The following is a 23,358-nucleotide window of genomic DNA, read 5'->3' as shown; positions in this document are numbered from 1 at the left end:
TGTCCTACATGGCCAAAGTGTGGTTCGGCATTTTACATTAAATGCCGTTGGTTTCTTTCACAAATAAGTAACCTTTACTACGTACGGTTTTAATACGTTTCGGGTTTTCTGGATCATCACCAATTTTTGGACGAATACGTGAAATACGTACATCGATTGAACGGTCTTGACCATCGTACTCAATACCACGTAGACGCTCAAAAATATCTTCACGAGATAAAATGCGACCCGCATTTGAAGCCAACAACCACAACAAATCGTATTCTGCACTTGTGAAATCAACCAATTCATTATTCAGCGTTACTGAACGACCACCATTATCAATAACCAGGTCATCAAATTCGATACGCTGTGCAACTTCATCTTCAGGTGCTTTGTCTGTACGGCGTAATAATGCACGGATACGCGCAAGCAATACACGTGGTTGAACAGGTTTAGCGACATAGTCATCTGCACCCATTTCTAGACCCAATACTTGATCCATATCTTCAGTACGTGCAGTCAACATTAAAATTGGTTGATGGTAGTGTGGACGAACTTCACGGCAAATGGTTAAACCATCTGCACCAGGAAGCATCACATCAAGCAATACCATATCTGGTTGTTCAGCGATAATACGGCGGATTGCACGGTTACCGTCTGGTTCTACCCCAACTTCAAGTCCATTACGGATTAAGTATTCCTGAGTTAAACGAGCGAGACGCTCATCATCTTCAACAATTAAAATTTTAGGTAACTTTTCTTCTTGGCTCATTGACTGCCCCTTATTTGGTGGGCGTATCCTATTTGAAATCCGATAGATACGCTTAAATATAATTTGCAATATACACACGTTTACATTGTAAACAAGATGACATTCACGAAACTGATACATCAATATCGTATTTTGTAATAATTTTTAACCAGCCAATTTATGTGAATTGATTCACTATTCATTTATTTGATGCATTGCTCACATAATCAACAAATTAAAAATTAGTAAGATTTTGATCGCATAAAAACTGACTAGTTAATTCACAAGTTTTTCTGGGTTTATTTAGTTATCCACAATGTTATCTATAAGCACAATTTTCTGACTTTGCTATGCTATGCCCTTGTCCAATAAGGCATATACAACAAAGATAAAAAACAGGGATTTTGACGCAACGGAAAGCTGTTCAAACTGACCAAACTTTTTAGATGAATGTCAATATTGATCTACCCTAAATTTTCCCGTATCTTGTGTTCAATTAATTTTAAACCACTAGGTCTTGTGTTTAAACCTCAAACACTGTGGCATAGTTTTTGCCCAGTTCAAACGGTCCATAACATAAAAATAGATGACAAATGGAGCTATGCTAGCATGAGCGTAACGAATTCAACCCCTGGTCAAATTCAGGTGATTAAACGCACCGGTGACGTTGCACCTTTTGACGCAGAAAAAATATCTGTCGCAATTGGTAAAGCATTTTTGGCCGTTGAAGGCCAGCAAAGCGCTGACTCCAGCCGTATTCACGACCGTATTTCTCAATTGACTGAAATGGTATTGAATACTTTTAACCGCCGTTTACCTTCTGGCGGTACAATCCATATTGAAGAAATTCAGGATCAGGTTGAACTTGCGCTTATGCGTACAGGTGAGCAAAAAGTTGCTCGCTCTTACGTGATTTACCGTGAGCAACGTGCTGAAGCGCGTAAACAAACAGGTGCAAATCACCACCCTACACTTCAAGTGACTGGTTCAAATGGTCAACTTAAACCACTTGATCTTGGTGCTTTAGAAGCAAGCATTGCGAAAGCTGCTGAAGGCTTAGAAGGTATCGATGTTCAAGCGATTATCGATGAAACTGTAAAAAACCTTTACAACGGCGTAAAAGAGTCTGACATCTCTACAACCATGATGATGGCAACTCGTACCCGTATCGAACAAGAACCTAACTACACGTATGTGACTGCACGCTTACTTCGTAACGACCTTGTTGCAACCGGTTTAGAATTCTTAGGCTTAGCTGCTGACACCAATGAAGCAGATGCACTTGAAACTTTCTTGAAGAAAGGTATCGAGTTAGATCTTCTTTCTCCAGACTTATTAAACTTTGACCTTGCAAAATTGGCTGCGGCGATTCAACCAGAACGCTCTAACCAATTTACTTACTTAGGTCTACAAACATTATTTGACCGTTACTTCATCCACTCGGATGGCGTACGTTTCGAATTACCGCAATTGTTCTTCATGCGTGTTTCGATGGGTCTTTCGCTAAATGAACAAGATAAAGAAGCTCGTGCAATCGAGTTCTACAATTTGTTATCTAGCTTCGACTACATGGCATCTACACCAACACTATTTAACTCAGGTACTTTACGTCCACAGTTATCTAGCTGCTACTTAACTACAATTGCCGATGACCTTTACAATATTTATGGCGCTATGCGTGATAACGCAATGTTGTCTAAATGGGCAGGCGGTTTAGGTAATGACTGGACACCTGTTCGTGCATTGAACTCTTATATCAAAGGCACAAACGGTAAGTCTCAAGGTGTTGTACCTTTCCTTAAAGTTGCCAACGATACTGCCGTTGCAGTAAACCAAGGTGGTAAACGTAAAGGTGCAGTATGTGCATACCTAGAAACTTGGCACTTGGACATTGAAGAATTCCTAGAGCTTCGTAAAAACACGGGTGATGACCGTCGTCGTACGCATGACATGAACACAGCAAACTGGGTTCCTGACTTATTTATGCAACGTGTGTTTGAAGATGCTGAATGGACACTATTCACACCATCTGAAACACCTGACCTGCATGACTTAACAGGTAGCGAGTTTGCAGAACGCTATGCTTACTACGAAGGCATTGCGAAAGAAACCAACATGCTTCATAAGAAAATCCGTGCGAAAGACTTATGGCGCAAAATGCTTTCTATGTTGTTCGAAACTGGTCACCCTTGGATCACATTTAAAGACGTATGTAACTTACGTTCTCCACAGCAACACGTGGGCGTTGTTCACTCATCGAACTTGTGTACTGAGATCACACTCAATACAAACCAAGACGAAATCGCGGTATGTAACTTAGGTTCGATCAACCTTGTACAACACGTTCAAGGCGGCGTACTAGATCGTGAAAAACTTGCGCGTACAGTAAAAACTGCTGTTCGTATGCTCGATAACGTGATTGACATTAACTACTACGCTGTTCCTCAAGCGCGTAATTCGAACTTGAAACACCGCCCAGTTGGTATGGGCATCATGGGCTTCCAAGATGCACTATATGAAATGAAGATGGCTTACGGTTCTGATGCTGCTGTAGAGTTTGCAGACGAATCTATGGAAGTGATTTCTTACTACGCAATTCAAACGTCTAGCGACCTTGCAATTGAACGTGGTACTTACGAAACATTTAAAGGTTCATTGTGGGATCAAGGTATCTTACCAATCGACTCTTTAGACATCGTTGCGAAGTCTCGTCCAGACCGTATGTTCGAAGTTGACCGTACACAACGTTTAGACTGGGACACTTTACGTGCCAAAGTTCAAAAAGACGGTATGCGTAACTCAAACGTAATGGCGATTGCTCCGACTGCAACCATTTCGAACATTTGTGGTGTGTCTCAATCAATCGAGCCAACATTCCAAAATTTGTATGTGAAATCTAACCTTTCTGGTGAATTCACAGTGATTAACCCTTACCTAGTTCGCGCATTGAAAGACCGTGGTCTTTGGGACTCTGTAATGGTAAATGACCTGAAACACTTCGAAGGTTCGGTACAAAAAATTGCACGTATTCCTGAAGAGCTGAAAGCAATCTTCGCGACTGCGTTCGAAGTTGAGCCACGTTGGATTGTTGATGCTGCATCGCGTCGTCAAAAATGGATCGACCAAGCTCAGTCTCTTAACCTTTACATCTCTGGTGCAAACGGTAAGAAACTAGATATGACTTACAAAATGGCGTGGTTACGTGGTCTTAAGACGACTTATTACCTACGCGCATTGGGTGCTACATCTGCTGAAAAATCAACCATTAACACTGGCGCATTAAACGCAGTGAAACCAACAACAGTTGCCGCACCTGTCGCTGCAGTTGCGAAAGAAGAACCTAAAGCTGAAGCTCCTGCTGAAGAAGAAGGTTTTGGTCAAGCAGCACCAGTGCCAATGGCATGTTCAATTGACAACCCTGATTGTGAAGCTTGTCAGTAATCTGACAGGTTTTAATCCCCCTAAATCCCCCTTTGTAAAGGGGGACTTCCTAAAACCCTTTTGGATTCAAGGAAGCCCCTCTTTTTTAAAGAGGGGTTTGGGGAGATTTAAAAATTAAAAATAAATAAAGGACTTCCACCATGCCACATATGACGCATAACTATCAGTTAGGGTTAATTGCCTTGGTGGTTTCCTTTATTTTGACTTTTTATGTTCCGATCGCCTATTTCTGGTTTAAGGCATATAAAACGCGTAATCAAAATAAGTAGTGGGGATATTTGCTCTACCGAATAAAATTAGAGCATCCATCGACAAAACTTGATTTTGCTTACTCAAATTGAGCGTATAGTAGGACATCTCAGCGCGACTGGATGTCTATAAAAGATATAAAGCAACGTAGAGAGAATTGATATGTCTATCCTAAGTTGGGACGATTTCGAAGATGATGAACCGAAACAAGCTGCACAAGCTAACCAGCCTGCGCCCGTCGAACCGAAGAAAACGACTGATTCGCAAGTGGTATCTCATGCACAGCACTCATCGCCGAATTTGGCAGCTGCACAACCCACTCGAACCAATTCAAGTCGAACAACAGATCCAACCGATCCGTTGGCAAGAGCATCTAACGCCTTAGAAAATCTAGATGTTGCACCTGGCTTAGAAGAGCTTGAAATGGGTGCTCAGCGTGTTCAAGTTGATGATAAAGCGATGATCAACTGCCGCGCCGACTTAAACCAACTTGTACCATTCAAATACGAATGGGCTTGGCAAAAGTACCTAGACGGATGTGCAAACCACTGGATGCCTCAAGAAGTCAACATGACTCAAGACATCGCATTGTGGAAGTCTGAAAATGGTTTAACTGAAGATGAGCGTACGATTGTAATGCGTTCTCTTGGTTTCTTCTCGACTGCTGACTCATTGGTTGCAAATAACTTGGTTCTTGCAATCTACCGTCACATTACTAACCCAGAATGCCGTCAGTACATTTTGCGTCAGTCTTTTGAAGAAGCGATTCACACACACGCTTACCAATACTGTATCGAATCTTTAGGTATGGATGAAGGCGAAGTCTTCAACATGTATCGTGAAATTCCATCAGTTGCACGTAAAGCTGCTTGGGGTCTGAAATATACTCAGTCTTTAAGTGATCCTACTTTCAAAACAGGTACACCTGAAACTGACCAAATCTTGCTTCGCAACTTGATCGCTTTCTACTGCGTGCTTGAAGGTATCTTCTTCTACTGTGGTTTCAGCCAAATCTTGTCTATGGGTCGCCGTAATAAGATGAATGGTGTTGCTGAGCAATTCCAATACATCCTACGTGATGAGTCTATGCACTTGAACTTTGGTATCGACATGATTAACCAAATCAAGATTGAGAACCCTCACCTATGGACTGCTGAGTTCCAAGAAGAAATCGTTCAGATGATTCTTGAAGGTACAATGCTTGAAATTGAATACGCACGTGACACTATGCCACGCGGTGTATTGGGTATGAATGCAGCGATGATGGAAGAATACTTGAAGTTCATCTGTAACCGTCGTTTAAGCCAATTAGGCTTACCTGAACAATTTGCTGGTGTGAATAACCCATTCCAGTGGATGTCAGAAATGATGGACTTACGTAAAGAGAAGAACTTCTTCGAAACTCGCGTAACTGACTACCAAACTGGTGGCGCGTTAAGCTGGTAATAATTTACTCAGTAAAATGTAAAAAAAGCGGAACCAATGTGTTCCGCTTTTTTATATAAAAAGAATCTCAATACAACAGCTTAAAAAGATATTTTGTTTGAATTTTAAACAAATCTGCTATGATAAATCAGTAAAAAATACATCATTTTCAAAATAACGCACATAATAATAGAGGTAAAAATGAAAGGTCAAATTCTAGATTATTCAATTCAAACCAATTTAGGCATTATCACCGCCGATGACCAAAAGCGTTATGAATTTACAGGGGCAGAATGGCGAGGACAAAATACGCCAAAACGTGGTGATCATGTTGACTTCGACATTAATCCTGAAGGAAAAGCGGTACAGGTATTTACTGCCTTAAGCAGTTCAAATCCAATCTACAACTTAACCGAACAGCTTGATAAAATATCAAACCAAGACCAAGCAGAATCACAATTTAATATGATTGATTGGTTTGTAAAATGCCTTAAAAACTATGCCAATTTCAAAGGCCGTGCACGTCGTAAAGAGTTTTGGTTTTTTACGCTAGTGCAATTCATCATACTCATCATCGCTCAAATCATTGATTCTGTCATCGGAACCGAGTTTGTACTTTATGCCCTCATCGTATTGGCATTATTAATTCCGAGTTTAGCTGTTTCTGTACGTCGTCTACATGACTTAAGCAAATCAGGCTGGTGGTATCTCATTGCGTTAATTCCCCTAATTGGTGCAATCATCCTTATTATCTGGTTTGCGACCGAAACAAAAGCTGAAGTCAATCAATGGGGACAACCTGCAAAATAGCTAAAAAATATAGAGAGGTGTTCACACTCACCTCTTCATTAAAATGTAAATTTAATTTTTAACACCATAACTTGAGAATAATATGAAGGGTCAAATATTAGATTTTTCAATTCAAACTAATACAGGCATTATTAGTGCTGAAGACCAAAAACACTACTCGTTCACTGGTGCTGATTGGCATGCTCAAAGGCCTCCTATGCGAGGCGACACTGTTGACTTTGCAATAGATGAAACTGGCCAAGCTGTGCAAGTTTATATTGCGTTACAGCAAAATTCGTTTCAGCACAATGCTCAACCCAATTTTAGCGAAGAAGAGGAAAATTACGATTTCTTTGCGTGGTCTTTTAAACCACTCAAGCAATTTGCTGTTTTTGAAGGTCGATCTCGTCGCAAAGAGTTTTGGTACTTTTGGTTATTTTGTATGTTAGTCACTGTCCTTGCTTCCGTTTGTGATTATATTATTGGTAGTGAGCCTTGGCTAGAAAATATCTCAAGCTTAATTTTATTGGTTCCAAGTTTAGCAATTGGCGCACGACGCTTACATGACACTGGACGTTCTGGTTGGTGGCAACTTTTAATGTTAACCATTATTGGTTTTATTCCTCTTATTATCTGGTGGGCAACCGATACCAAAGCGGAAAATAATCAATGGGGACAACCCGCTCGTGATCTTCAAATATAAAAAGGCGCTTCAAGCGCCTTTTACATTTTCAAGATTCAATTTAGCCATATTTGCGTGCAAAGTCTTCATCAGATGTACATAGATAAATAATGAACTCAATAAAAGCGACAATTGAAGGAATAAATGTCCAACAAAATAACAGGTAAACAATACCCCAACCTATTCGCCCTAAATAAAACTTGTGAATCCCGAAACCGCCGAGAAAAAAAGCCAAAATTGCTGCCACAATGCGACTCTTTTGACCATATTGTGTTCCCAACGCAGAAGGTACAGCAACTAAATAAATATTTGTAGCTTGCCCAATTCCATTCGTCTCAAAATCAACAAATTGCCCGCGTGCTGGAGCATTTTGGCCTTTCCAATCACTCCCCGTAAAGTGGTAACGATTTTGATCATCACCACTAATTACCCCCGTATTGCTTTGGACGGAAAAATCCAATATTTGCCCTTTCATACAACCATCCTCTCGTTATTCTCTTTTTCTATTGTCTTTATCGTAAGTATTTAAAATAACACAAAGACATATTAATTAAATTATATCATTAGCTTATCGTGCTAAATAACATTTAGAAAACATCAATCGCAGTGCATAGACCACAGCCATCGCAAAAATGGCATAGCCTGCTGGCTTAAGCAATAATGGGATACACAGCACTATCACGACAGTTAAAGGATAGAGAATTTTTTTCCATCCATGCTGGTGATGTAACTCATGCAATAAATACAAACTGGTGGTATAGAGTATTAAACTAATCGCCACAAAGTAGCTTTCTTTTTCCGAACTAATCATCGCTTCATGAGAAACCACATCGACTGCCGCGGCCAAACCTGCACCAATCGCAGCAATACTAATAAAGACAAAGAAATGCCCATAACCCCATGTGAAAGCCATTTTTCTGCTGTTCAGTCGCTCTGCGATACTAGTATCGAAGTACGACCACCACATAGTGAACATCATCATCAAACCACCCACCATCAGAAAAATGAGTTCAGTACTAAAGCGTTGATTATTTAGCGCATCAGCCATTGCCAATGAGCAACCGACAATAGACTCACCTAACACGATAATCGTCAGCAATGAATAGCGTTCTGAAATATGATGCGCATGCCATGGCGTCATATTGTGGGATTCAGCAAAAATCGGTACACACAGTTCAGCAATAGCAAGTAAAACAAATAAATAAACACTAAAATGAATGGGCGAAAAATGGAAAAATAGCCATCCAATTTGAACAAGGATGATGCCAAAGGCATAACGTAGTGCTGTTTTACGACGTGCTGTATCACTTCTCGCAACACGAAACCACTGTGTCACCAAGCCTAGACGCATGATGGCGTAACCAATAATAATTACATCAAAATCTTGCTGCTGAAATGCACTCGGTATGCCCGCTGCAATGACCAATGAACCAATGATCTGCACAAAGGTGAGAATTCGATAAAGTGCATCATCATTATCATAAGCCGATGCAAACCAACTAAAATTCATCCATGCCCACTACAAAGCAAAAAAGACCATGCCATATAGTGTTAGACCCTGTGCCAAATGATTTTCAATAATGGCGTGATGTAATTGTTGCCCTGCTGTCGCAATGGCAACCACAAAGATTAAATCGAACAGTAATTCTAATGAAGTCGCAACACGGTGTTTTTCATGCGGGTCGCGTGGAAAAAGTGGTTTTAGCCATTCTTGGGGTAATTGCAGAGACTTAGACATGCATTATCAGCTTTGTTGTTTTATGTCTGAATTTTTTCAAAAGCATGATATAGATACAAGGCTGTTTACAAAACTTTATGCTGCTCTTTTCTTACATCTAATGAAATATAAATTTCGAGTGAAGTTATAAATAGTTTTATGTAAATAGCGACCTAAGCCGCTATCCATAAGAATGTTCAAGATACCTTGGCTTGATTTAAGACTGCGACCATATCTGGTAAATCACTAAATATATGAATAATTTTTGCAGGCTCGGCATGTTGAATCTCTTCACTACCACCATAACCATAGCTCACAGCAATACCCTGAATTTGATTGCGGCGCGCGCCTAAAATGTCATATTCACGGTCACCAACCATCACACATTCAGCAGCATGAAGCTGTTCTTGCTGCAAAATATATTCAATCAAATCACCTTTATTGGTACGTTCACCATTCAGCTCACTACCATAAATTACCTTAAAATATTGGGCTAAATCAAAATGTTCCAATATTTGGCGGGCATAAACCGTTGGCTTTGCTGTTGCAACATACAAATGGAAACCTTGCTGCGTTAATTGCGCTAAAGTTTCAGCGACACCGACATAGACTTTATTTTCATACAAACCGGTCACAGCAAACCGTTCACGGTAACCTTGCAAAGCTTGATCAGCCAACACATCAGACACGTCCACGTTCAAAAGTTTAGCTAAAGATGCTTTAAGAGGCGGGCCAATAATCCAGTCAATATTCAGATCTTCAGCTATAGGATGCCCAATTTTTTCCAGGCCATAACGCGCCGAAGTAGTAATCCCAACTTTAGGATCGGTTAATGTTCCATCTAGATCGATCAATATATTCTTAATCACAGACTACACCCTATTCACTTCAGCAAAAAGACTATCGAGTGTTGACCCGATTTTGCCTATACTATCGCAAATTTAATATTTTAAGGACATCATTGTGCGCCCTACAGTACTTTGCTTTTCTGGTCTTGATCCATCAGGTGGTGCTGGCCTCCAAGCCGATATTGAAGCAATCGGTCAAAGTGGTGCACATGCCGCAATTGCCTGTACCGCATTAACCGTTCAAAATTCACAGCAGGTCTTTTCTTTTGAAGCGACACCTCGTGAATTATTGCTCGCTCAAGCCAATGCTGTGGTCGGTGATCTGCCTATTCGCACTGTAAAATCAGGCATGTTAGGAACCACTGATAATATTGCTGCACTTGCTGATTTTCTTCGTGAACATACCGAGTATAGTTATGTGCTCGACCCTGTATTAGTCGCAAATAGTGGTGGTTCATTGGGAGACCAAGCAACCCTTGTGAAAGCTTTCATTGAGTTGATTCCACTGGCAACAATTATTACTCCAAATACAGTTGAACTGAGAGCTTTAACTGGAGAACAAGATATTCAAGTAGCAACTGCTAAGCTATTTGAAATGGGAGCGAAAGCAATATTGGTCAAAGGCGGTCATGAAGATACCCCTGACTACATTCAAAATAGTTTATATATGAATGGCGAGCTTGTTTCTGAAACGCGTTGTCCGCGTTTAGCCGGTGAATATCATGGATCAGGCTGCTCCTTAGCCAGCTTTATTGCAGGTCGTTTGGCTCAAGGGGATGCGTTAAAAACTGCAGTTCATCATGCTGAAACATGGTTATTTGGTGTGTTGAAAAATGCCGAATCCCCTGTCGAAGGTGGACAAAAAATCCCGAAACGATTTGGCTGATCTATTCATGTAAAGTCATATTTAAAGTCAAAGCCCTAAATTCGTTTAGGGCTTTTTTATTCTCATTGCAGTGGATTACTCAGCTAAGAGCTAAGCTGAACACGATAAATGAGCGTCGGTATATCCCACGCACCGCCAGCAAATCCACGGCACATTTCGGTACGTGCTTGATAGGTTTTAATAAAGCGCTTGCCCGTCCAAGACCATTCTTCCACACTGTTACAATCACCAATACCACGACCACGTTGATTTGAAAAAATTTGACCTTCACTAAAACTACTGCCAGTCACTGTGACTATTTGCTTAACTTGCTTCAACTGGCGATCCATCACCCAATAGCCATTGCCAACATTATAAGCACCCCGCCAACATGGAACTTCAACCACGGCATATTGACTGTTTAAAGGAAAGATCACGACACGATCATCCGCTGAAAAGTTCGTATCAAAGACCAAAGGACAATCTTCTGCTGTTGTTGTATGCTTAATTTGCTTGAATATTTGTTTTGAGGTTGCGGAATGAATTAAGTGCCGCGCTTGCAAACCCTTTACATAGCTATTTATATTCACTTTGGGAATATTTTTTGGCTTTAAAACTTGATCAGAAGAAGCTGTGCTTTTACGTAATAAGGCAGAATTTGTCCCTATACGCTTTTGAAAGTCATCCATTCTCAGCAGCACTGCACTTGCACCATCGACAGATAAAGCCCAAGTAAACTTATTCCATTTCCACAGAATTGGCACTTTACCCTGCAAGGCTTGTATTAATTTCTGAGTTTGAGCAATGCTTAACTGACCTTCATCTGTTTTGCTGTCTATTTTGACAAAACCAAACGATTGTCCTGCTATAAAAAGTTGTAATTGTTTTAGCTCTCGACCATAAGCTTCACGATCAATTTTAACACGCGCACTGACCTGCGCTTGTGCCCCAGCCGCACGTTGCAGTAACACTGAAATACTATGGCTTTGATTATCTGCTTGATAACCTGCTACACGACAAGTTCCAGTATTATCACAGGCAATCTCCCAATCCTTATGGGAAAAATAATTACCCTGTATCTGAGCATGGCTCAAAACACTGCCGAATGCCGCTGCTAGGCCAAACAGGCATTGCCATATGAAATTATTATTTTTCACGCCCTTGGCTCAAATTTTATAACCTCTTCCATGGTAAAACTGTTTGTCTATAAACACCAGCAGAAAAATTATTTTTGCGATGTCGGGCTTAGCTATCTCTAGACTGCTGTAAAGCCTCTAGCTTTTCACGGCGCAATTTTTCATTGCTCAATGTCTGCATTAAATCGGCAGCCAAACCTTTGAGTAAGTTCATATCATCTTCAGTCATGCTTTGTGGTTCACGATCTAGCACGCAAAAACTTCCCAAGGCAATTCCATCACTATTGCGTAAAGCAACCCCCGCATAAAATCGAATACGATTATGTAATAACTCAGGTAAGTGAGCGAAACGAGGATCTCGTTGTAAATCGTGAATGATTAAGCTTTCATTTTGATACACCAAATGGCTGCAAATCGCATCATGCTTCGATTGGCGTACCTGCATTGGTTGATCACTCGCTTTAGCCAACAAACTATCCGGTGTATAGACCCAGTCTTCTTTAACCCATGAGATTTGTGCATATTTCACATCAAAAGCTTGTCGTGCCTCTTCAATATATTGCTCGAACAATGGCAAATTACGTTCATCCAATACATTTAAATCCTGCAAAGCTTTCAAGCGTATAGCTTCTTCCTTAGGATCAGGCTCATCTAACCACAATTCACCTTGTCGCATTTGTAAGGCATCTATACTGAGCAATAAGTCATTCAGATTATTCACTACTGCATCCACATCAAACTTGGCTTTGATTTCATCTAATTGCTGAATATCGGCACAACTCCATAACGCGATAATCAGTTTTTTATCGGGATATTGACGGCGAATGATATGGCTTAATAACCGAATTTGCGCCTCAGGTGCCGTGTGGAAAATTGAGATGCATACGATCTGAATGCTGTCACTCATTTTGACAAAATTAGCCTGTTGACTTTGAATTAACACTTCATCAAATGCTTGTGCAGCAACTCCGCGCACATTTAAACCATGCGCCAACATTGAAGAAACTTGCACGTCTATTTCCCAACGCGCGCCGGCACAATAGACTTCAGCTTCAGCACTACTCGGCTTAAATGGATAAGCGTGCTGGAATTGTTGATTAAACAGTTTTAGACCTTGATGTAGGCTCAATCGATGCTCTGCACTGGCCTCGGTATTATGACCTTTTGAAAAAATGCGTATCGCTGGGATCGCCACTTGATCGTAAAAGGCATTAATACGGCGCACCTTTAGCTCTTCTGTGGCATTTTTCGGCAATTTCTCATTGATAAATCCCTGCGCGACATCCATTGCATCTTGTACGTCATCGGCAACTAAACGCTGATAAAAACGCTCATAAGGAGTTAATGCCGGTGCATTACCAATTAATATTCTAAAGAAGCCTAAAGATGGCACATAATTCGAAAGCACCAATAAACATGCGGTGAGTGGCGTTGATAGAATCAGACCAATTGGTCCCCACAATGTAGTCCAAAAAGTTGCTGCCAAAATAATTGCTAAGGTAGAAAGTCCCGTACTTTCACCATATAACCAAGGTTCAATAATATTATTACTAATAAGTTCGAGTAATAAAATTAAACCAACTGTCCACAGCACCATATTCCATGTCGGATCAACTGCAAATGCTAGGGTAATTGGAAAAATTGCTGAAATCATCGGGCCGACATAAGGCACAAAACGCATCACAATCGCAACCATTCCCCACATGATTGCAGCAGGCACACCAATAAGCCACAACCCCAATGCCATCGGAATGCCATAGGTGACATTCACCATCAATTGCATCCGTAAATAGGTTCCGATGCGATTAGCTGCCTCATCTAGAGCGTCTGTGCCGATATTTAAGTTACCACCGAGCAATTTTAGAAAACGGTCATGCAGGTCTTTTCGATTGACCAAAATTAGAATCACAAACAGAAAAACAATACCGGCTGTAGCTAAAGGACTGAGTACTTTATCACTCCACGCCATTGCTGCTTCTGCGTTAGTTTGCTCTTGCCCGACCACTTTGACTTTTTGCACACCAGGTTCTTTTTCCTCTGGAACTGCTTTATCAATCGAAGTTTCTACTGTATCAAGCGTGGTTTTGCCCCATCCCAAACACTTGGCCCTTGGGTAAATTGACGAACTGAATTTAATTTCTTTTGAATAGTACCGTGATATTGCGGCAATTGCTGACTGAGCTGCCCCAACTGATAACCCAAATAGGTTGCAGCTCCTGAGAGTATTGCCAAAACCATCGCCACGACCAATATGATGGACGGCATTTGCGGTAGTCCCAATTTGCGTAAACGCATAACTAATGGATCTACCAAAAATGCCAAAAGCACGGCCAAGGCCAAAGGAATTAAAATATCTTTGCCTAGGTACAGTGCCGCAATTACGATTGTGGAAATAATAAAGCCCGCAGTAATGCGAATGAGCTTTTGTAAATCGGCTTGAGGGGCAAGCTCTTGTTGTTGCAAGTATTGCAAACTCTGTTGTACTGAATCCGTTTCAGTGGTGTTTTGTGGTCGAATTTTATTATTTTTATGATCCATTTTTATTGTCCTGAATCATGGGTTATTGTTTTTCAATTTAGGCTGATAAAGCACAATTAAGTACAATATTCCTGTAATAATTTGCAAATAAAAAAACATGCAGCTCAGGTTCAGGTTCAGGTTCAGACTATAACTTGTGCTCGAACTTTTAAAAATGAATGGGTTTGCTTTGATGTGTTACTAAATCAACTGGGACAGATACATGTTGATGGACAATTCTCCACTTTCCTTTGGCTTTGCGCAGTCCCATACTGGAGCGACACCATGAATTCCCCGGCGTTGGAACGCCACTCATTTGATCAACCATAGAATAACAATGCACAAAAGCTAAGTGTTCATCCGTATGAATGACCACTTCACGACGAAAAACTTTAAGCCCTTCTCGGAAATAGTCACTATAGAATTCCCACATTTTTTGATAAGACATCAGTCCCTGCATTTGACAACTCGCATCAAAAAAACTCACATCAGCAGCACAGTATTCTGCAATTTTTTCAATATTTAATTGGCAAAGCACCTCATCCCAACTGTTTAAAAATGCTTTAATTTCTTCACCAGCAACAAGGTTGCCTACAACTTTCATTTGTTCTGACATATATTCAGCCTTGAATAATTTTTGCCTTTGATGACTTACATTGAATGCGGCAGTTGTATTGCCACTATTTTCCAACTTACACCGCTACGCTGCATACTAAAAATCGTAAATTGGGCGTTTTTTGCAGCTGTGCGAACAGGGACCTCTATATCAAAGCGATTCCATGCTCGATATTTTGTCGTTGGTCGTATTGCTTGTGGCTTCTGCCCAACTTGCAGATTTTCGACGGTCTTGTTGGGCTGAAAAGTGAATGAAGGTGATAGCTGATTTTTTTCTTGTGCAATTACCTCCTTGTTGAATGAATTAGACCAGTCCTGTAATTGCTCTAAATGTCGAAGTTCAGCGATGTTTACACTGTCTTTTATTGCTTGTCCTTGCATTAAAAGCATTAAGCTCGTCGGGTTAACGATCACCTCCACAGCAGCATCACTCAAATTCGCACTAAATGGCATCCCCCACTTTTGCACAAACTTAGGCATCTGATTCAACGCGAACTGCTGAACTACCCATTGTTGAATTTGCGGTTTAAGACTACTTTTTACTGCAGCATAATCGATATACTTTGAGATTTTTTCAGGTTGATTTTGCTCATAAGCTTGGTGTATTTGAAACAAAACCCAATAAGGGGATGCAAGCCAAATAAGCAACGTGAGTGCAAAAGCACTCACGAGACTATATACCCCTATTCGATGCTGTTTTATCATGATTCACCACACTTCAAGATGTAGTTCAGGTACATCCATATACCTTTGAATGCTGTATATTTTTCACTTTCATTCAGTCTAATTACAAAGCCTTCACAGACATCTCATATCCATCTATTACAGACAGAACTATTACACAAAGAACGACTCAGATATTCAGTGAAAACTCTCTAATCAAAATACCAAATCTAATGCTCTCTATGCGACCGTTTGATCCTTAATCGTCGTGGTAGAACCATTGGTTTTTACCGACTCAATGCCTTTATCACGAGATTGCTCACTCGCATAAAACTGACTGCTACCAATAATCTGATGGTTCGCGGCTTTCAAATTAAAATATGGCTTACCATTTTTTGCGGTCAAACGCTCAAAACGGCTATCATCCGCGCTATTTTTTTGAACTGATTCAATTCCATTTACAGCAGAAGCTTTTGCCTTATACAACTCACTGTTTAAAATCACTTCGCCATTACCTGCTTTCAGTACAAAACGATATTGCTGATCACTTGATTGACTAATTTCATACCAACCTGACATGATTTTCCCCTATTCTTAAATCAATTTTAGTTTTATTCCATCAGGATTTATTGTTTAAAAGTTAGCCTGATTCTTCGAATATAAATGAACTTGATCACACTTTTCAATGGCTTTTTTTATCAGTGGATTAACATAAAGTTGAAACGATAAAGAAGTGATTTTTAATGCAAAAAACTCCTTCATTTGACCTGTAAAAAACCGGCCAATGCCGGTTTTTTTCATGATTCAGTCATCAACATTTGCTAGGACAAAACATTCAACTGAGCTTAATTAACTCAATTAAGCCTGAATAATGGTTTTACTATAAGTCTCTTTATTCATCTCTAAAATCTCGACACATAATTGGACATCACACTGCGTTACAGGCACATGTTGCTGTAAAACGTGCAGCAATTGATTCGAAATCTGTTGTTGTACTTCAATTGAGCGCCCTGTCAACAATGATACTTTGGCATGAATATAAGCTTGGTTGGCATTTTCATCTAAACCCACAATGAATTCTGGCTGAACCATTGCACGACTTTTAATATCCTTAGCATCGCTTACATGACCCGATTCAAATAAAGACAAATTTAAAGCTTTAAGTAATGGACGTGCTTCGACTGCAAGATTGTCTGAATATTCCACATGAATGTGCGTCATAAGAAAAGTTCTTTGTAACAGAGATTAGCTCTATTATGAGGGCAGAACAATGCAAGAAATATGCTTCAAACGAAAAAGATATATCTATTGTTTTAGTTTTATCCAAGCCTTGTTTAAAACAAGGCTTGGATCTATCGGTTTACACAGATCACTTGATGATCGATTACAAATTTCGTTTTAGACTTTTTTCACATACTCTGACTTAAGCTTCATCGCACCAATCCCATCAATTTTACAATCGATATCATGTCCATCACTCGCATCAGTCAGCAAACGAATATTTTTGACTTTGGTGCCCACTTTAACAACAGAAGATGAACCTTTAATCTTCAAATCTTTTACAACAGTCACAGTGTCACCATCAGCCAAAAGATTACCATTAGCATCTTTAATAAGCACTTGCTCTTCTACAGTAGATTCACCCTCTTTCCACTCGTGTGCGCACTCTGGGCAAATCAATAAATCGCCATCGTTATATGTGTATTCTGAATTACATTGGGGACAATTAGGTAAAGACATAAAAAACCTCAAAAAACATGAGCAACAATTGTGCTCAAAACATCAATATAACATTTTTATATTTGTCAGAATATTAAAAACCTTATTTAAGATAGGGTTTTATTATCGTGGCGATGCAGCTAGATCATTTGTATAAGCATTTCGGAACTATCTTCAGTGAATAGAACTCTATCGGAAGTCATTCATCTAGTTCATCAAGTAGTAGCTCACATAAGAATGTCGCATGATTGTACTGCATATTTTTTGCAGCTGTTAATAAGGTCAGCGATTGCTTCTTGAGTAATTCCCGTAGTGTAATAATCGCTTGAGATTGCGTCTCGAGCTCAACTCGATAACGCGCTCTAAATTCATCCCAACGACTTTCCATGGCATCATCTTGATGAAACCAACGGCGTAACGCTGTCGATGGGGTCAGCTCTTTAGGCCATAAATCAATTTGAGCACTTTCTTTACTCATACCACGCGGCCATAAACGATCGACCAATATGCGCTTACCATCGGCAGGACTTGCAGGCTCATAAATCCGTTTAATTTGTATCGGCACCATGAACTCCTCTATCCACTTTACCTTTCCAACTTCAAATTATTCATCTGGAATTGCAGGATTAACTAAAAAAGACAACAGTTGCAAAGACTCCTGCCATCCTAAATAGCATGCATCTGGTGGAATGACATTCGGTACACCTACTTGAGTGATCAGTAACTCTGTACCAACTGAAACTTCCTCTAAACGTACTGTTACTTCAATTTCACCAGCCAATTCAGGTGTGTCAAAACGGTCGGTATAACGTAGCAGTTTATTAGGAATCACTTAATGATAAACACCATGGAATGAGTGACGCGTACCTGTGGTAAAGTTTTGAAATGACATGCGATAGGAACCACCCGTACGTACATCAGAATGCTCTATATGTGCCGTAAAACCATGTGGTGCCATCCATTTTACCAGCGCATCTGGCTCAACTAATGCACGATATACGCGTTCTGGCGGTGCGCTAAACACACGATGTAAGCGTATAGTGTTGCTCATATTGTTCTCCATTCTTATTCTTCTATGTTCTACGATATCTCATTATATATTTTGCGACATACTGTCACTACACGGTTTTAAAAGGCTTCACCCAGAAGTTCATCGATTAACTGAATAAAAGTGCAAATGCTGTTACAGCTCATTCATATTACAAAGCATCCAGTGCTTAATATGTTCTAAGAAATTTACTCTATTGAATTGAGATACTTATTAATCAAAACCCAGTGGCGAACACTGGGCTTGATGCTTTTATCTATATTCTATTCAATAATTTTTTTGCGAAAACGCTTTGATCACTGCGCCCGTTATGGCTTAGTTAATGGATTCTTCTTCAAAGTCATCATCTTCATAAATATACGCCATACAGCCCCAACCGTCATATTCACCAGAGTTTTGTTCAGCAATCTTCATAAACCACTGTTCAAGATCGACGATATCTTCATAGTCAGGCTCCATGTACACATAAATGGTAATAATCCATTCTACGCGATCAGATTCTTCATCTTGGAACAAAGAAATTTTTTGCTCTTCTTTGAGTAAGAACAGCGCACACTGTTCTGCTAAGGCTTGACTTGAAAATGCAATCGAATATTCAATCTCATGCGGTACGCTTAAATCATCCCCATCTTGCTGCATTTGCCACAGCACATTACCGTTATCATCATCAGGAAATTGTTTAAAATCACGCGACATGATGCTGTTCCTTATTTTGGATAAATTTTATTCTACGGCTATAGATTAACGGATAATTGTTGCAATTTGCAGCACTGAAACATATTTTCAGCATAAAAAAAGGCTTTCATAGAGAAAGCCTTATTATTAGATCATTGAATTATACAGCCTACCTTACCGCTGCATTGGCTTGTTTAAGCTGCATCACAATTGCAGCCAGTTTTAACTCTTCCAAACGTAAATTTAAATATGACTCCAACACCTGCGCCTGACTAAAGTTTGCACCGTGTGCATTCAGTAAGGTGTAATCGTCTTTTAAGGCTTGTAGTGATTCACCCAAGTTATCTACGGTTAACTGAGCCAAATATAAATCTGCACGACTATTTAACACCAAAGTGAACAAGTGGATGGCTGCAAGGCGACGGTCTTCATCGACATAATTGCATGTTGCCGTTTGCTGTTGTTCAGCTGCATCCAACATTTTACAGCGTACCGCCAATAAACTTTGTACCGCATCAGACTCATCAAAACCGGCAATGAGTTCATCAAGGACCTGTTGAACAGGTAAAAAGAACTTGCCTTTATAGCCTTGTACTTTATGTTCAAGCGCATTAATGACATTTTGTAGTTGCTGTTGCTCAACAACTTGGTGATACAAACTTTTTAATTCTTCACGGGCTTTTTCCTGTGTCCGTGTTTTTGCCTTTTCTTGATATTGCGCTAAGAAATGTCGAACTTCATCGATATGTGATTTGATGTCTTGCAGCATTCTGCCCTGCATTAATTTTAGTGACTTCCACCAAGCCATCTGCCTGTAAAGCACGATGTTCAACATACTGTTCAACCTCAGCAATATGCTGATATTTACTGACTTTATCGACTTGAACCTTAAGTCCACTGTTTTGAATACGCAGTTGGCTAATTTCAAATTTCAAATCATCTTGCTGTGCTTCTGTTTCAGCAAGTTTTAAACGCGCACGGTCTAGGTTCTCTTGCAAAGACGCAAGATTTTTATCATTGCTCGCCTTACGGCTAAATACTAACAATAATAGTATAAGCAATATAATAACAAGGATGATCAAAGCAATGTTTAACATTCTCTAATCCTCAAAATCAGCAAAAAAAGTAATATTGAATTTTTTAAACTAAAAATTACAATAAAATAAAAATAAATCACAATTCATACTAACAGAAATAATATGCATTCGTATATTTTTACGATTAAAAACATTCCAACTCTTCAATTATTAAGCTATTGTATTTGTTTGTATTTATAACCTTGTTAAGTTGAAAGAATTCAATTGAAATGTTTCATAACACTCTAATTAAGTGATGATTAATATTTTTTATTATTTACTAATAGTTACATAGAATGTTTTCAAATTACCGCAATAATTCACATTTTATATAAATGCTTTTTGCATATTTATATATCCCTAGAATTGGGGATATTTAAAAAATTATCCCAAACTTAAAACTCAAATTTTGACAGTTAAGTCATATAAGATATGACAAAGAAAAAGACAAAATAATGCTCTCAGTCGGTACCTTGAATTGCCTACTGATGCATTTTCGAGTGATTTTTCATCAAAAATCAGGTGCGCAATGAATATGAATTGGTAGCTTTGATAGTGGCTGAGTAAAACTCAAATCGCTGGCATGCAAAGCCATTCGCCCTAGCTGACTCAATTTAGCATTTGGATGATAAAGCTGATCGCCTGTAATTGGATGTCCAATATGCATCATATGCACACGAAGTTGATGAGAACGCCCTGTCACTGGTGTCAATAACACGCGACTAATATCATTCACTTCATCATAATCTACAGCTTGATAGAGTGTTTTCGATGGCTTACCCAATTCAAAATGCACCATTTGGCGCGGACGATTTTCCCAGTCGGTAATGAGAGGAACTTCTACACTACCCGTCCCCTCTAATTGCCCTTGTACCAAAGCTACATATTGCTTTTGTACGGTACGCGCTTGAAACATTTTGCTGACCGCAACTTCCGCATCACGATGTTTTGCAAACATTAAAATACCCGATGTTGCCATATCTAGACGATGGGTAATTTTCGCTGCCGGATAGCGTTCAAGCACACGTAAATAAGCACTGTCATGATGTTCTGGTAAACGCCCTGGCACAGAAAGCAATTCCGCAGGTTTTTCAATAATCACCAAATCCTCATCTTCGTACAAAATTCGAAGTGGGCTTTGAGGTGGTGCATAAACAAAGTGCGGATCTAATGGCATGAACAATACAGCAAAATGGGAGAATGGCGGCAAAATAACAATTGAGCCAAACCCTGTCAATCTTTGCTATTACATGTTTCTACACTCATATGCGTGCTATTTATTGTTGGCACCTGATTTACCAAATGCCGGCTGTAATTGATCAGCAAGATCGTCTTCAATCAATTGCAGCACTTCAGCGGGAAGTGTATCGGCATATTGATGAATCGTTATTTCATATTGGCCTTGAAACCATTGATTTAAATGTAATGCGTAGGTACTTTTATGCCCGAAGCCCAAATGCTGTGCCAATCTATTCCGAATACTGTGGCGTGAAGACCCTACATATAGAAACTGACTTGGGCGATTTAATTTTGCGCAGGCATGCGTTTTAAGTAATCGAAAATTTTGAAATTGCTGAAAAGTTGTATTGATGTCTCCTTCAATCTGTTGGATAACATAAATAAAGCGTCCATGACTGGGCAATTGTTCCAACGTTGTAAATTCAAAGGTACGGTCAGGTACAAGCTTTTTTGCTTGTATACAATGTTCAATCAATCGGTCAAGATAACGCATAATGAAGGATTAAAAAGCGAAAAGAAAATCATCATAGTGTGTTTGTAGTTTAATAAAACCAATGTTTTTATTATTTTTTATTATCTCAAAGGAATTTTTTAGGGTGTAAGAGAAAACAGTGTTGTTTACTTCAACTATCATCACTTTGTAAGTTATGATCTTATAGCCTATAAACTTTTGATTTATAGCGTCCTAAGCTGAATCGAGACCTTTTGGGTGAGTACTGTACGCGTGTTTTGCACCGCTGACAGCATGCTACTCTTTTCAATCTCTGTAACACCCTTGAGATATATAGTAGTGACTTGATAGAGGGATTGTTTCCCCGAAATCTGGCTAATTTCACTATTTTTGAAAATATTTTTCATAATTTTTATAAATTTATAAAATTTGTATCACAACTATCATTTTCATGCCATTTTTGATGCAAAAATTCAGTTTTATCGCGACTTTTTTATTATGCGCTATTGAATTTTAAATCATGATTTTTGGAAGTTAAAAGTCCGTAATAAGCCACTTTAGATAACCGTAGACGGTTTAAAAGTTCTTATCATTTTTTAAATTTGAAGAAATCAAATGCTGAGTACATCTAAGCATCGTTACTCATACATATCTAAGCTTAGCTTTACATCAATAAATTGAGGGCATTTTTAGCTTAAGCCACTGATAGCTAAAAGACATATTCAAGATTGATATAAAAATAATAAGGTATTTTGGATAGGCGGCGAATTAAAGAAGAAAAATTAAAAATTAAGCAAAAATCACAGAAAGATTTTTTGTAAAAGATGAAATGCAGAATAATTATTGTTGTATTTTTAGGGTGGTGTAAGAGAAAACAGTATGTTTACTTCAACTATCATCACTTTGTAAGTTATGATCTTATAGCCTATAAACTTTTGATTTATAGCGTCCTAAGCTGAATCGAGACCTTTTGGGTGAGTACTGTACGCGTGTTTTGCACCACTGACAGCATGCTACTCTTTTCAATCTCTTTCACACCCTTGAGAGATACTTTAACTAAGATGCATCGGGATTAATTTCCTAAGATTTTAGAATTTTTTTAAAATTCAGAAATATTTTTCGCAGCATTCCGCTCTTGTAGTATTTTTTCCCTTTAGCCTGATTTTTTAATCTTTTTATTGCACTAAAAACACATTTATAAGGAATATTTTCTTCAATACGCCTTATATTCATCTCGATTTTCCATCTTTAAAAATTGAACTATTGTTTCTTTTTACTCATTTCTGACAGCAGGTCTAATTGTATTTCCTGAATTTTAGCCAAGCGATCCCATTGGTGCATTATTGACATACTCCCACCACTTTCGACTAGCTCAAGTGGAGGATTCTAAAAGCAAAAGCTCTTAGGCGACTTCCTCACGGATTTCACTTGCTTTCTGCTTCACAAGGCGACCTTTACCGCATCCACCCT

The 23,358-nt window shown here is 39.2% G+C and carries 22 protein-coding genes and 2 pseudogenes; 5 read left to right on the top strand and 19 right to left on the bottom strand.

Annotated elements, in window-relative coordinates:
- Window positions 1-37: 37 nt before the first annotated feature.
- A complete protein-coding gene (bfmR, locus tag FTT84_RS05180; RefSeq protein WP_067764711.1) occupies window positions 38-754 on the bottom strand; it encodes a response regulator transcription factor BfmR in 717 nt (238 codons plus the stop codon).
- 588 nt (window positions 755-1,342) lie between these two features.
- Here bfmR and FTT84_RS05175 point away from each other — a divergent pair.
- The 4 genes from FTT84_RS05175 to FTT84_RS05160 all read left to right on the top strand — a co-directional run bounded on the left by FTT84_RS05175 (window position 1,343) and on the right by FTT84_RS05160 (window position 7,340).
- Window positions 1,343-4,174: a ribonucleoside-diphosphate reductase subunit alpha gene (locus FTT84_RS05175; RefSeq protein ID WP_180080206.1), complete on the top strand. Its 2,832-nt coding sequence runs from the start codon at window positions 1,343-1,345 to the stop codon at window positions 4,172-4,174.
- 411 nt (window positions 4,175-4,585) lie between these two features.
- Window positions 4,586-5,869, top strand: a complete 1,284-nt coding sequence (locus tag FTT84_RS05170; protein ID WP_180080203.1) for a ribonucleotide-diphosphate reductase subunit beta — start codon at window positions 4,586-4,588, stop codon at window positions 5,867-5,869.
- A gap of 180 nt (window positions 5,870-6,049) precedes the next feature.
- Complete coding sequence (locus tag FTT84_RS05165) at window positions 6,050-6,658, top strand: DUF805 domain-containing protein (RefSeq protein ID WP_180080200.1); 609 nt, start codon at window positions 6,050-6,052, stop codon at window positions 6,656-6,658.
- A gap of 82 nt (window positions 6,659-6,740) precedes the next feature.
- Window positions 6,741-7,340 (top strand): DUF805 domain-containing protein, encoded by a 600-nt coding sequence (locus tag FTT84_RS05160; protein WP_180080198.1) that lies wholly within the window; start codon window positions 6,741-6,743, stop codon window positions 7,338-7,340.
- A 40-nt stretch (window positions 7,341-7,380) separates the two neighbouring features.
- On the opposite strand, the gene FTT84_RS17920 is transcribed toward FTT84_RS05160, so the two are convergent.
- The 3 genes and pseudogenes from FTT84_RS17920 to FTT84_RS05145 form a co-directional block, all read right to left on the bottom strand.
- Window positions 7,381-7,794 carry a TM2 domain-containing protein gene (locus FTT84_RS17920; RefSeq protein WP_213029713.1) on the bottom strand — a complete coding sequence of 138 codons (414 nt, stop codon included), beginning with the start codon at window positions 7,792-7,794 and terminating at the stop codon, window positions 7,381-7,383.
- A gap of 93 nt (window positions 7,795-7,887) precedes the next feature.
- Window positions 7,888-9,057, bottom strand: a pseudogene (locus tag FTT84_RS05150) (low temperature requirement protein A).
- 176 nt (window positions 9,058-9,233) lie between these two features.
- The gene (locus tag FTT84_RS05145) at window positions 9,234-9,905 is read right to left on the bottom strand and encodes an HAD-IA family hydrolase (RefSeq protein ID WP_180080195.1); all 672 of its coding nucleotides are present in this window, start codon (window positions 9,903-9,905) and stop codon (window positions 9,234-9,236) included.
- Between the two features lie 94 nt (window positions 9,906-9,999).
- Here FTT84_RS05145 and FTT84_RS05140 point away from each other — a divergent pair, with 94 nt between their 5' ends.
- The gene (locus FTT84_RS05140) at window positions 10,000-10,770 is read left to right on the top strand and encodes a hydroxymethylpyrimidine/phosphomethylpyrimidine kinase (protein WP_180080192.1); all 771 of its coding nucleotides are present in this window, start codon (window positions 10,000-10,002) and stop codon (window positions 10,768-10,770) included.
- 83 nt (window positions 10,771-10,853) lie between these two features.
- On the opposite strand, the gene FTT84_RS05135 is transcribed toward FTT84_RS05140, so the two are convergent.
- The 15 genes and pseudogenes from FTT84_RS05135 to FTT84_RS18030 all read right to left on the bottom strand — a co-directional run bounded on the left by FTT84_RS05135 (window position 10,854) and on the right by FTT84_RS18030 (window position 21,930).
- On the bottom strand, window positions 10,854-11,906 hold the full coding sequence (locus FTT84_RS05135) for a DUF1176 domain-containing protein (RefSeq protein ID WP_180080189.1): 1,053 nt from the start codon (window positions 11,904-11,906) through the stop codon (window positions 10,854-10,856).
- An 88-nt stretch (window positions 11,907-11,994) separates the two neighbouring features.
- A complete protein-coding gene (locus tag FTT84_RS05130) occupies window positions 11,995-13,983 on the bottom strand; it encodes an AI-2E family transporter (protein ID WP_257223359.1) in 1,989 nt (662 codons plus the stop codon).
- Window positions 13,950-14,423, bottom strand: a complete 474-nt coding sequence (locus FTT84_RS05125; protein WP_180080185.1) for an AI-2E family transporter — start codon at window positions 14,421-14,423, stop codon at window positions 13,950-13,952. The genes FTT84_RS05130 and FTT84_RS05125 overlap by 34 nt, the downstream gene beginning before the upstream one ends.
- Window positions 14,424-14,571: 148 nt before the next feature.
- Entirely contained in the window at window positions 14,572-15,018 is a 447-nt protein-coding gene (locus tag FTT84_RS05120; RefSeq protein ID WP_245668223.1) for a nuclear transport factor 2 family protein, read from the bottom strand.
- Window positions 15,019-15,053: 35 nt separating this feature from the next.
- Entirely contained in the window at window positions 15,054-15,686 is a 633-nt protein-coding gene (locus FTT84_RS05115) for a DUF2939 domain-containing protein (RefSeq protein ID WP_162270488.1), read from the bottom strand.
- Window positions 15,687-15,920: 234 nt separating this feature from the next.
- Entirely contained in the window at window positions 15,921-16,259 is a 339-nt protein-coding gene (locus FTT84_RS05110; protein WP_067764823.1) for a YegP family protein, read from the bottom strand.
- 279 nt (window positions 16,260-16,538) lie between these two features.
- The gene (locus FTT84_RS05105; RefSeq protein WP_180080182.1) at window positions 16,539-16,901 is read right to left on the bottom strand and encodes a 5-carboxymethyl-2-hydroxymuconate Delta-isomerase; all 363 of its coding nucleotides are present in this window, start codon (window positions 16,899-16,901) and stop codon (window positions 16,539-16,541) included.
- 177 nt (window positions 16,902-17,078) lie between these two features.
- The gene (locus FTT84_RS05100; protein ID WP_067764829.1) at window positions 17,079-17,420 is read right to left on the bottom strand and encodes a zinc ribbon domain-containing protein YjdM; all 342 of its coding nucleotides are present in this window, start codon (window positions 17,418-17,420) and stop codon (window positions 17,079-17,081) included.
- Between the two features lie 178 nt (window positions 17,421-17,598).
- Window positions 17,599-17,964, bottom strand: coding sequence for a DUF488 family protein (locus tag FTT84_RS05095; RefSeq protein WP_180080251.1), 366 nt, complete (start codon window positions 17,962-17,964; stop codon window positions 17,599-17,601).
- A 39-nt stretch (window positions 17,965-18,003) separates the two neighbouring features.
- Window positions 18,004-18,450 (bottom strand): annotated as a pseudogene (locus FTT84_RS05090) (SRPBCC family protein).
- A gap of 312 nt (window positions 18,451-18,762) precedes the next feature.
- Window positions 18,763-19,143, bottom strand: a complete 381-nt coding sequence (locus tag FTT84_RS05085; protein WP_067764835.1) for a ribonuclease E inhibitor RraB — start codon at window positions 19,141-19,143, stop codon at window positions 18,763-18,765.
- Window positions 19,144-19,291: 148 nt separating this feature from the next.
- Entirely contained in the window at window positions 19,292-19,891 is a 600-nt protein-coding gene (locus tag FTT84_RS05080) for a hypothetical protein (RefSeq protein ID WP_180080180.1), read from the bottom strand.
- Window positions 19,860-20,219, bottom strand: a complete 360-nt coding sequence (locus FTT84_RS05075) for a hypothetical protein (RefSeq protein WP_180080177.1) — start codon at window positions 20,217-20,219, stop codon at window positions 19,860-19,862. Before FTT84_RS05075 ends, FTT84_RS05080 begins: the two co-directional genes overlap by 32 nt.
- A 490-nt stretch (window positions 20,220-20,709) precedes the next feature.
- Window positions 20,710-21,375 carry a pseudouridine synthase gene (locus FTT84_RS05070; RefSeq protein WP_180056692.1) on the bottom strand — a complete coding sequence of 222 codons (666 nt, stop codon included), beginning with the start codon at window positions 21,373-21,375 and terminating at the stop codon, window positions 20,710-20,712.
- A 96-nt stretch (window positions 21,376-21,471) separates the two neighbouring features.
- On the bottom strand, window positions 21,472-21,930 hold the full coding sequence (locus tag FTT84_RS18030; protein WP_180056694.1) for a GIY-YIG nuclease family protein: 459 nt from the start codon (window positions 21,928-21,930) through the stop codon (window positions 21,472-21,474).
- Window positions 21,931-23,358: the final 1,428 nt, after the last annotated feature.

It is taken from the genome of Acinetobacter sp. YH01019, from assembly GCF_013420285.1.
GTDB classification, from domain to species: domain Bacteria; phylum Pseudomonadota; class Gammaproteobacteria; order Pseudomonadales; family Moraxellaceae; genus Acinetobacter; species Acinetobacter gandensis.
Note: the sequence above shows the minus strand (reverse complement) of the source record. Positions and strands in the feature narration are given on the sequence as shown.

Excerpts from the sequence above, each read along its gene's own strand:
- FTT84_RS05110 (WP_067764823.1), bottom strand. The coding sequence starts at position 16,259 with ATGTCAGGTTGGTATGAAATTAGTCAATCAAGTGATCAGCAATATCGT.
- FTT84_RS05085 (WP_067764835.1), bottom strand. The coding sequence starts at position 19,143 with ATGTCGCGTGATTTTAAACAATTTCCTGATGATGATAACGGTAATGTG.
- FTT84_RS05125 (WP_180080185.1), bottom strand. The coding sequence starts at position 14,423 with ATGGATCATAAAAATAATAAAATTCGACCACAAAACACCACTGAAACG.
- FTT84_RS05105 (WP_180080182.1), bottom strand. The coding sequence starts at position 16,901 with ATGACGCACATTCATGTGGAATATTCAGACAATCTTGCAGTCGAAGCA.
- FTT84_RS18030 (WP_180056694.1), bottom strand. The coding sequence starts at position 21,930 with ATGCGTTATCTTGACCGATTGATTGAACATTGTATACAAGCAAAAAAG.
- FTT84_RS05100 (WP_067764829.1), bottom strand. The coding sequence starts at position 17,420 with ATGTCTTTACCTAATTGTCCCCAATGTAATTCAGAATACACATATAAC.
- bfmR (WP_067764711.1), bottom strand. The coding sequence starts at position 754 with ATGAGCCAAGAAGAAAAGTTACCTAAAATTTTAATTGTTGAAGATGAT.
- FTT84_RS05175 (WP_180080206.1), top strand. The coding sequence starts at position 1,343 with ATGAGCGTAACGAATTCAACCCCTGGTCAAATTCAGGTGATTAAACGC.
- FTT84_RS05070 (WP_180056692.1), bottom strand. The coding sequence starts at position 21,375 with ATGCCATTAGATCCGCACTTTGTTTATGCACCACCTCAAAGCCCACTT.
- FTT84_RS17920 (WP_213029713.1), bottom strand. The coding sequence starts at position 7,794 with ATGAAAGGGCAAATATTGGATTTTTCCGTCCAAAGCAATACGGGGGTA.
- FTT84_RS05120 (WP_245668223.1), bottom strand. The coding sequence starts at position 15,018 with ATGTCAGAACAAATGAAAGTTGTAGGCAACCTTGTTGCTGGTGAAGAA.
- FTT84_RS05075 (WP_180080177.1), bottom strand. The coding sequence starts at position 20,219 with ATGTTAAACATTGCTTTGATCATCCTTGTTATTATATTGCTTATACTA.
- FTT84_RS05165 (WP_180080200.1), top strand. The coding sequence starts at position 6,050 with ATGAAAGGTCAAATTCTAGATTATTCAATTCAAACCAATTTAGGCATT.
- FTT84_RS05080 (WP_180080180.1), bottom strand. The coding sequence starts at position 19,891 with ATGCTGCAAGACATCAAATCACATATCGATGAAGTTCGACATTTCTTA.
- FTT84_RS05170 (WP_180080203.1), top strand. The coding sequence starts at position 4,586 with ATGTCTATCCTAAGTTGGGACGATTTCGAAGATGATGAACCGAAACAA.
- FTT84_RS05160 (WP_180080198.1), top strand. The coding sequence starts at position 6,741 with ATGAAGGGTCAAATATTAGATTTTTCAATTCAAACTAATACAGGCATT.